Origin of the sequence: Oceanisphaera ostreae (assembly GCF_042676125.1) — a bacterium.
GTDB classification, from domain to species: domain Bacteria; phylum Pseudomonadota; class Gammaproteobacteria; order Enterobacterales; family Aeromonadaceae; genus Oceanimonas; species Oceanimonas ostreae.
Window position 1 is genome coordinate 43,783 of sequence record NZ_JBHTJS010000033.1, and the last position, 8,953, is coordinate 52,735.

At 51.9% G+C, this 8,953-nt stretch carries 5 protein-coding genes and 1 CRISPR repeat array; of the genes, 1 reads left to right on the forward strand and 4 read right to left on the reverse strand.

All coding sequences use genetic code 11. The annotated features are described in order from the left end of the window. The first annotated feature begins 31 nt into the window (after nt 1–31). Nucleotides 32–1,081: an NADP(H)-dependent aldo-keto reductase gene (locus ACFQ1C_RS08345; RefSeq protein WP_379558149.1), complete on the forward strand. Its 1,050-nt coding sequence runs from the start codon at nt 32–34 to the stop codon at nt 1,079–1,081. Nucleotides 1,082–1,276: 195 nt separating this feature from the next. Here the strand turns inward: ACFQ1C_RS08345 and ACFQ1C_RS08350 are convergent, their stop codons facing one another. The 4 genes from ACFQ1C_RS08350 to csy3 form a co-directional block, all read right to left on the reverse strand. After that, nucleotides 1,277–2,239 carry a D-hexose-6-phosphate mutarotase gene (locus ACFQ1C_RS08350; protein WP_379558150.1) on the reverse strand — a complete coding sequence of 321 codons (963 nt, stop codon included), beginning with the start codon at nt 2,237–2,239 and terminating at the stop codon, nt 1,277–1,279. A 40-nt stretch (nt 2,240–2,279) separates the two neighbouring features. Further along, complete coding sequence (locus ACFQ1C_RS08355) at nt 2,280–3,191, reverse strand: M14 family metallopeptidase (protein ID WP_379558151.1); 912 nt, start codon at nt 3,189–3,191, stop codon at nt 2,280–2,282. A 465-nt stretch (nt 3,192–3,656) separates the two neighbouring features. After that, nucleotides 3,657–7,105: a CRISPR direct-repeat array (repeat unit 28 nt; unit sequence TTTCTAAGCCGCCTGTGTGGCGGTGAAC). Between the two features lie 128 nt (nt 7,106–7,233). Then, nucleotides 7,234–7,866: a type I-F CRISPR-associated endoribonuclease Cas6/Csy4 gene (cas6f, locus tag ACFQ1C_RS08360; protein ID WP_379558152.1), complete on the reverse strand. Its 633-nt coding sequence runs from the start codon at nt 7,864–7,866 to the stop codon at nt 7,234–7,236. A 9-nt stretch (nt 7,867–7,875) separates the two neighbouring features. Next, on the reverse strand, nt 7,876–8,883 hold the full coding sequence (csy3, locus tag ACFQ1C_RS08365; RefSeq protein WP_379558154.1) for a type I-F CRISPR-associated protein Csy3: 1,008 nt from the start codon (nt 8,881–8,883) through the stop codon (nt 7,876–7,878). Between the last annotated feature and the right edge of the window lie 70 nt (nt 8,884–8,953).

Genomic DNA, 8,953 nt, shown 5'->3' on the forward strand with positions numbered 1-8,953 from the left:
ATGCAACATTACTTAGCAATAAGGACTCATTATGCAATACCGACCGCTGGGCCAAACCGACATCAAGGTCAGCTTAATCGGCCTAGGCACCATGACCTGGGGCGAGCAAAACACCGAAGCTGACGCCCACGCTCAGCTCGACATGGCCGTCGATCATGGCATTAATCTCATTGATACTGCCGAGATGTACCCGATCCCGCCGCGCGAGCACACCCAAGGCGCCACCGAAAGTATGATCGGTCGCTGGCTGCACGCCCGCGGCAAACGCGAACAATTGATTATTGCCACCAAGGCCGTAGGGCCGTCACGCAATGCGGTACGCCCCTCTTATTTTCGTAATGGCCAAGCCAAACTCGACCGCACTAACCTTATTCAAGCGGTAGACGACAGCCTGCAACGCCTGCAAACCGATTACATCGACTTGTATCAGCTGCACTGGCCCGATCGCAGCGCCAACTACTTTGGCAAACTCGGCTTAGATCAGCTAGAACAAGAAGAAACCGTGCCCATTGAAGAGACCCTGCGCGCGCTAGAAGAATTAGTGAACAGCGGCAAAATTCGCCACATTGGTGTGTCTAACGAAACCCCGTGGGGCCTGCACCAATATTTGAAGCTCGCAGAACAAGCTAACTTGCCGCGCATCGTCAGCATTCAAAACCCCTATAACCTACTCAATCGCAGCTTTGAAGTGGGATTATCGGAATTTAGCTTACGCGAACAAGTGGGGCTACTCGCCTACTCGCCGCTGGCGTTTGGCATGCTTACCGGAAAATACCAAGATGGTGCTCGACCCGCTGGCGCTCGCTTAAGCTTATATAGCCGCTTTAAGCGCTACCTAAACCCGCAGGCACAAAAAGCCAGCGCCGCTTACGTCGCCTTGGCCCAAGAGCACAACCTGACCCCAGCACAACTGGCACAGGCGTTTGTAAACACCCGCCCGTTTGTAGCCAGTAACTTAATTGGCGCCACAACGCTTGAACAACTCAAAGAAAACATCGACAGCGTCGATATCACGCTCAGCACAGAATTAAGAACAGCCATAGAAGAATTACACCAAGCCATACCCAATCCGGCGGTGTGACCAAACAAAGCGTAAAGCCGTCAGCTTGAAGCTGTCAGTTAAAGAGCAACACACTCAACCTAACACCGCGCATCGCACGGTTCGCTCCCTATCGTGAAAACAAAAAAGCTCTGAAATTTCAGAGCTTTTTTGCAGTTAATAACCTTGAGCACCGGGAACGGGTATTTATAAGAACTACTTAATATGGGTGGCTTGTTAGTCGTATTGCGCAATCCGATAACAGACCGACAAACAATGCTCCGCACCCGCAGCAATGCTGACTCGATCCTCGGCAATGTTGCCGGTTTCAATACACAGCATGTTCAAATAACCGCCCTCCCCCATATCACCCAGCCGGGCTGATTTATCAATCCAGGGGTTCCAAACCACGGTTGAGCGGCTGTTGTTGGTTTCAATGTTGATACGACGCTGCCAGCCTTTGTCTTCGAGTGAACAGACGGGCTTGGTATTTTGATAAATGCGGTCAATTTCGGCATCAATGCAAATCGGCGTGATTTCGACTTTACGCTGCCAATCATCCAGGGCATCAATGAACTGGCAGCCTTCCAGACCTTTAACCGCCACATTATTGATATCACTCACGGCAAAATAACTGTGTAACGCCTGACTGATGGTGACGGTTTCTGACCCATGATTGCGCGTGATCAAGTTCAGCTCAAGGGTTGCGCCGACGCTAACGTGTAGCTCTAGCTCGGTGTTGTGTGACCATAAGGCTGGGGGCACTTGCGTTTGCGGCAGGCGAAATACTATGTTCGTTTGCCCGGCAGCCGTCGTGCTGGTTTCGGTCACGTCCCAAACGACGGCTCTGACAAAACCATGGGCGGGGCGATTATCAGGGTAGCCCTCACGATCAGGATGCGCGCCAAACCAGGGCCAACACACTGGAATGCCGCCGCGAATGGTTTTACCCGCGATAAACGTCGCTTCGTCTGAAAGCCAGATCAGCGGTTGCTGCTCGTCGGCACCTCTTTCGGCACTCCCTTTAGCTGCTCTTTTAGCAGCCCAAGACAGCACCTGCGCGCCCTGCAGGGCAATGCTTGCCGTCGCGTGCTGGTTAGTGATGTCAGCCACAATCAAATCGCCAGTCGCGTTGAATTGCAGCTGCCCTTCTATTGCGAACTGCTCGTTGAGTGTGGCAAGTTTTTGCTGGTCGGGCATTTGTTTGAAACCTGTATTTAGCCAAGGAGTTTATGCTGCTCTACCGGTGTGCCTGCGCGTAGTCGATGCCCGCACACACAGCGGCAACCTGTGCGGCATTGCATTGGTCGGGCGTGGCACCAGCGCTGTCGGGATACACTTCGGTGGTGGTCTTGTAGCGCGCGTGGGTCATGCCGGCGCACAGGCCCAGCTGGCTAAGCGGATACTGAATCACCCCCCGAGCGACCAATCGTGAGCCGATGATTTCGCCGTTATCATCAGCGGGAGCGATATGAGTTACCTTTTCCACCGCTTCAATCACCGCCTGCTGAAATTCGGGTTGCGGGCGCGCGCTGTCATCAACCAGATAGAAGCCATCGGGGATTCCGTCCGGTGCAAACGGCTTGCCGTCGCGGGCCGTCAGCGCCGGGCGAAACTCGGTTTCGTCGGTGTCGGTAGTCTCGTGCAGATCGATATGCATTAATACCCGATCGCGTACGGACGCGACCAGTTGCATAAGGGCCGCAGATTCCTGCGCCGGGCTGTTCGGGTAAAACGAGCGGTTTGGATCCACCGCATTCGGGTTCCAGCGATGAATGCGTTCATAAGCCCAAGGGCTGACACAAGGCGCAACTAGCACATTAACGCGGCCCGCGTAATTCATTGCTTGCTGCTCAACAAACTGCAACGCGCCGTATACCCCGCTAGTTTCGTAGCCATGCACCCCGCCCGTAACCAGCACCACCGGCAGATCATCACACCAGTCGCGGTTACGAATCGCCATCAGTGGATAACTATCAGTACCATAATCCAGATGGCCATACTGCTCTATGTTAAAATGCGGGCGCAGACGCTCGATGGCACTCAACACATCCGTCTCATAGCTGCGTTGACGACGCTGTTGCGACAACCACTCGGCGCGCTCCGTCTCGCCCCAAGGTTCGCCAGGTGTACCGATTGGATAGCTGCTCATATTTTTCTCCGATAATGACCAATGCTGGCGGGCATTCTAGCATTAGCGCCCTAGCTCGCAACCAAAGCTAATTACCCCCTTTAACCGAATCTAGGCCACCCATGTTAAACAGTATTACCAACAGCCTCTCCAAAAATCGACCATCGTCATTGATTGTCCTCATGAACAAAAAGAGTGCTCGGCACCACACAAAAACGCCCTTCTCACCGTGCGACTAACGCAGTGATAAAAGGACGTCGTGTAACAGGCGTATCTTCCAAGCTTGCTTGATTCGAGCGTGGTCTAGGCATAAGAACCTTTTCAATACAGCAAACTCGAATCTTTTAAGTTTAGATGCCTCAAGAAAAGCTTCAAGAAAAGCTAACCACTTAACATGGGTGTCTTGTTAGCCTTTAGCCTTATCTTGTTAGCCTTAGCCTGTGTGGCGGTGAACGAAGGCACGGCCAATAAGCGGAATAGAGCGAATTTCTAAGCCGCCTGTGTGGCGGTGAACTTGTTCTTTTACTGATCTGTTCGGGTTCGCTCTTTCTAAGCCGCCTGTGTGGCGGTGAACGGGTATTATCGAGTCTAAGACCTACCCTGACGTTTCTAAGCCGCCTGTGTGGCGGTGAACACGAGATTGGCGGCACAGGCTGCGAGCTCATATTTCTAAGCCGCCTGTGTGGCGGTGAACAGTCTGGCATAGAAGGAGCAAGCGCGTTATCTTTTCTAAGCCGCCTGTGTGGCGGTGAACCCGTCACTGCGTTTACGGGGTATTCGTATTTATTTCTAAGCCGCCTGTGTGGCGGTGAACTCACTAGGCTGGGGATCGCATCCCGCGCAAAATTTCTAAGCCGCCTGTGTGGCGGTGAACTAATCAAAAAAGCAGTGGCGGCAGGGCGGAGATTTCTAAGCCGCCTGTGTGGCGGTGAACTCGCCCTCTTTGGCTTGGTTGGTTTAATGAAGTTTCTAAGCCGCCTGTGTGGCGGTGAACGCCTATTTGAATCTCGGCCTGCTGCGTCACGGTTTCTAAGCCGCCTGTGTGGCGGTGAACCGTGTAGTCGTCGGTTGCGTTGTCGCCTGACTTTTCTAAGCCGCCTGTGTGGCGGTGAACCATGTTGCGCGGGAAAATGCTCACACCATGAATTTCTAAGCCGCCTGTGTGGCGGTGAACCCGCCGCCGGTTGCGATAATCCGGCACATATCTTTCTAAGCCGCCTGTGTGGCGGTGAACGTTAGCATATGTTATCACCAGCTCCATAATAGTTTCTAAGCCGCCTGTGTGGCGGTGAACGCAAGCACCCCATTAACCAAGCCGCCAGCATATTTCTAAGCCGCCTGTGTGGCGGTGAACGGACTAGAGGAGCTTGAGCACGGCCATTACATTTTCTAAGCCGCCTGTGTGGCGGTGAACTTAAAAGCCAGCTAAGTGAGCTGCAGCAACAATTTCTAAGCCGCCTGTGTGGCGGTGAACCGCCAAGAGATGTTTGAGCTGCGCGGTGTAGATTTCTAAGCCGCCTGTGTGGCGGTGAACTACCACTTGATGCAACTGGACAAAATCGGCATTTTCTAAGCCGCCTGTGTGGCGGTGAACATGCTGCTCTGCTGCCTCAAGTATGGGGTTATTTTCTAAGCCGCCTGTGTGGCGGTGAACGCAAGGGCGGAAACCCCGCCAGCTTTAATGTCTTTCTAAGCCGCCTGTGTGGCGGTGAACGTTGATGGATAATGCTGGCACTGGTGCGTCGCCTTTCTAAGCCGCCTGTGTGGCGGTGAACCTTAGCCGTAATAAACCTTTGCCATTCGATATTTTCTAAGCCGCCTGTGTGGCGGTGAACGCGCCTCAGGTGTTAGCTCATCGTAGTTGATTTTTCTAAGCCGCCTGTGTGGCGGTGAACTGTCACTTAGCGCCGAAGGGTTCAGTTTTCAATTTCTAAGCCGCCTGTGTGGCGGTGAACTCATAGCGCGGTGTCGAAGGTGTTTTTTGTTATTTCTAAGCCGCCTGTGTGGCGGTGAACCGCGTTAAGGCTTGAGATTGGTGACTCGGCACTTTCTAAGCCGCCTGTGTGGCGGTGAACTGCTCACAGAACCAGAAAGGGCAAGCGTTACCTTTCTAAGCCGCCTGTGTGGCGGTGAACAAGCACGGCACATGGGCTAGGTCTGTGGAGCTTTTCTAAGCCGCCTGTGTGGCGGTGAACCCGGTCACGCTGCAATGCTTGAGCGGCAAGTTTTTCTAAGCCGCCTGTGTGGCGGTGAACTGCAAAGGCAATGGCTGCGCTCGGACCTTGGTTTTCTAAGCCGCCTGTGTGGCGGTGAACTAGTGCTGCGTTAGTCAAAGGCGCTTATGCTTTTTCTAAGCCGCCTGTGTGGCGGTGAACATCCCGGCTGAGCAGGTGGAAAAGTCGACTATTTTCTAAGCCGCCTGTGTGGCGGTGAACGTCAGATAGATGAGTTAGTAAGGTGCAGGGAGTTTCTAAGCCGCCTGTGTGGCGGTGAACTTGTAGCCTAAAGCGGCCATCGCCATCGCCCATTTCTAAGCCGCCTGTGTGGCGGTGAACGCCAGCGCTTCCGCAGAGGCGCATACCCCGAATTTCTAAGCCGCCTGTGTGGCGGTGAACCCTAAGCTAGTCATTAAGCCCGAAGGCTTGCCTTTCTAAGCCGCCTGTGTGGCGGTGAACAGAGCTAGCAGGCTTGTAACCGCCGAAAGATATTTCTAAGCCGCCTGTGTGGCGGTGAACGCGGCCTTCAAGAAAGCTCGGGGAATATGAGTTTTCTAAGCCGCCTGTGTGGCGGTGAACAAAGTAGAGCCGCAGCACGTGCGAGCCTATATTTTCTAAGCCGCCTGTGTGGCGGTGAACTAAATAACCATTGCTCGCTGGTGTACCGGTTATTTCTAAGCCGCCTGTGTGGCGGTGAACAGCAAGCACCCCATTAACCAAGCCGCCAGCATTTTCTAAGCCGCCTGTGTGGCGGTGAACTTCGGAGGAATCAAGCATTTACACTCGCACTATTTCTAAGCCGCCTGTGTGGCGGTGAACAATATCAATACTTGATTATAATTTTACCTTGGTTTCTAAGCCGCCTGTGTGGCGGTGAACTGGCTCTAGATAGTAGTTTCAAGGATATGGTATTTCTAAGCCGCCTGTGTGGCGGTGAACATGCAAGGGATGGTAGCCCACGTTTTAATGTATTTCTAAGCCGCCTGTGTGGCGGTGAACGCAGCGCCCGGCCAAAACGAAGTGGATCTACATTTCTAAGCCGCCTGTGTGGCGGTGAACATTTCAAAGCAGCGCGGCGTTAGTCACTGATATTTCTAAGCCGCCTGTGTGGCGGTGAACCTAATCAAACTATTTAGTTGACGGCGGCAAATTTTCTAAGCCGCCTGTGTGGCGGTGAACATGCAGAGCTAGACAGGTAACTGGTCTAGGGCTTTCTAAGCCGCCTGTGTGGCGGTGAACCATTTGGTGCTAACTCAATTCCCGCCAGTGCTTTTCTAAGCCGCCTGTGTGGCGGTGAACTCTCACAATAAATACCGTCCCCGTCTTGGTAATTTCTAAGCCGCCTGTGTGGCGGTGAACGAATATTTCGGCGGCCAACAGCGCGACGGTTATTTCTAAGCCGCCTGTGTGGCGGTGAACATCAAGTGTCGGCGGGTCTCTGGTGGGGAGGGTTTCTAAGCCGCCTGTGTGGCGGTGAACCCCATGTTGGAAACTCTCAGGCAAGTTCCGCATTTCTAAGCCGCCTGTGTGGCGGTGAACGTTGCCTGCTCTTATCCCGAGTGATGCACTATTTTCTAAGCCGCCTGTGTGGCGGTGAACTTCCGTGCACAACTTATACACGGTCTTACTAATTTCTAAGCCGCCTGTGTGGCGGTGAACGTGTTTTATTAGCTGCATTAGGAGATGCTGATTTTCTAAGCCGCCTGTGTGGCGGTGAACAGTAGAAAATTAACACAAAAAATAGTTACAACAAAGGCTTAGATAAGAATATGAAGAAATACCCTTATTTTTACCCATATTGTAACCATCTGTTTTTAATGCATATTTTTAAAGAGCCAATTTTTAGGTCAAAAGTGTGGTATCGAAGCGACTTGCTCGCCTCGTGCTGCACTTAAGCCATAGCAGTTTAAAAGTCCTTCGTTTGCCCCTTGCAGTTCTATCCGTTCAATAAAAAGCGGAAATTTGGCGGAACTTGAGGGTGTTCGCGTTTTGGTCTCTTGGCTTTCCATCCAGATAAAGGGCAATTTAGATCCGGCTTTCGGTTTGCTTCCCTCCAATTTTTGCAAGCAAACTTCAAGACTTTGGCCAGACTTTTTTGACCAGAGCTGAGCTTTAGCTGCCATATCTTTTTCGATACGGGTCTGGCCTTTTACCTGCTGGCGAACGAAAGCTATATGGGTTGTAAACACAGGCACCGGCTGAATCGATTTCAAATGAGTGTAATCTTCAAACCGGCTGAGGAACCCAGCCAAGTTCAGCTTTTCCAACTGTGCTTGCTCTTTAGCCAACACCCGCAGCTTATTACCCAGCGGAAAGCCATTACAGTCATAATCGGGAAAGCTCACGGCTATAGCACTGTGCTGATCGTCCACCTTTTGCTCGACCAGTGCGATATGAACCTGTTGGTAGATCTTCTGCCAGAGAAAACCCAAGGCAATATCTGCATCCGGAAGCAAGGTGATGTCTTGGTAGTAATTCATGGTCTACCTCTACTTATCACTCTCGCCAAAGACACCACCGCGCACCAAAATCGCCATGACATAATGCTCGTCCTCTACGCGTGACAATGCCTCGCCCCGAGCCCACTTGTCGAAGTGGCTATAAAAGTCTTGCTTGTCTTTGGGGGTACGAAAAGCGGTGCCTAGATTAGTAACAGCGCCATAGGGCTCAATGGCGATAGGGCCAGCTGATTTTTCTGCATCAGCAAAGACTGGATACCAGGTATCGATGGAGCGTAGGGCGTTACCGATTTTTTGTGAGTGCATGGCGGCGTGACCCTGCACTTGATACAACACCTTGCTCTTTTTACTTTTGCCTTTGTCTAACACCAACTCTTCAGACGGATAAACTTCTTGCGCCTTACCCAGCTGAGAGAAGGTGGCAATTTCCAGCAGCAAACTACTGTCACCACCAGAAAGAGCTTGGGCAATGTTGTCGGCTAATTCTGTTATCTGCTTATCGCCATAATCAAAGTGACGAGTGCTGTACTGAGTAGCATCAAAGGTCCAGCTTTGTGTCTGACCTTTATTTAACACCTTTACTTGCACTTCAATCTGCTCAACACCCACCCGGTTGCGCCACAAGAAGCGAGCATTGGCGATATTAATCGCGTAACGACGTGCCAGCTCGGTAAAGCCCTCTTTTTCGATATAGGCCTTGGCGGCCTGCTGGTAGCTGGCTTTAAAGGCGGCATTATTACAAGCCGAGGGAGTTTCAACGCCACCCAGCACTTTTAGAGTGAAGTAATGCTTTAACGTATCTTGCTCGGTACCCAAGGCGCAGGCATCAACGGTTTGCAGGTTCGGTTTTTCGACTTCAGCATCCAGTTTGGCTGGATCATTTTTTACTGCCGCTTTTAAGCGGTTGGAGATGGTGCCGCGTACCGACTTTTCCTGTAACGCAAGCGGGGTCACATGGTCTTTATTATCCCAAGATGTGCCATAAAAAAAGCCATCGGAAGGAACCAGCTTTTTTTCAAATGCCAGTACGGATGCAATATCTTGTAACTATTCAGCTTCCGACTTGGTGTAAAAAATGCTCGGAAGCTGATCGTTGAATAATAACGTC

Bases quoted from the DNA above. Each gene is read 5' to 3' on its own strand.
- cas6f (WP_379558152.1), bottom strand. From the start codon at position 7,866: ATGAATTACTACCAAGACATCACCTTGCTTCCGGATGCAGATATTGCC.
- ACFQ1C_RS08355 (WP_379558151.1), bottom strand. From the start codon at position 3,191: ATGAGCAGCTATCCAATCGGTACACCTGGCGAACCTTGGGGCGAGACG.
- ACFQ1C_RS08345 (WP_379558149.1), top strand. From the start codon at position 32: ATGCAATACCGACCGCTGGGCCAAACCGACATCAAGGTCAGCTTAATC.
- ACFQ1C_RS08350 (WP_379558150.1), bottom strand. From the start codon at position 2,239: ATGCCCGACCAGCAAAAACTTGCCACACTCAACGAGCAGTTCGCAATA.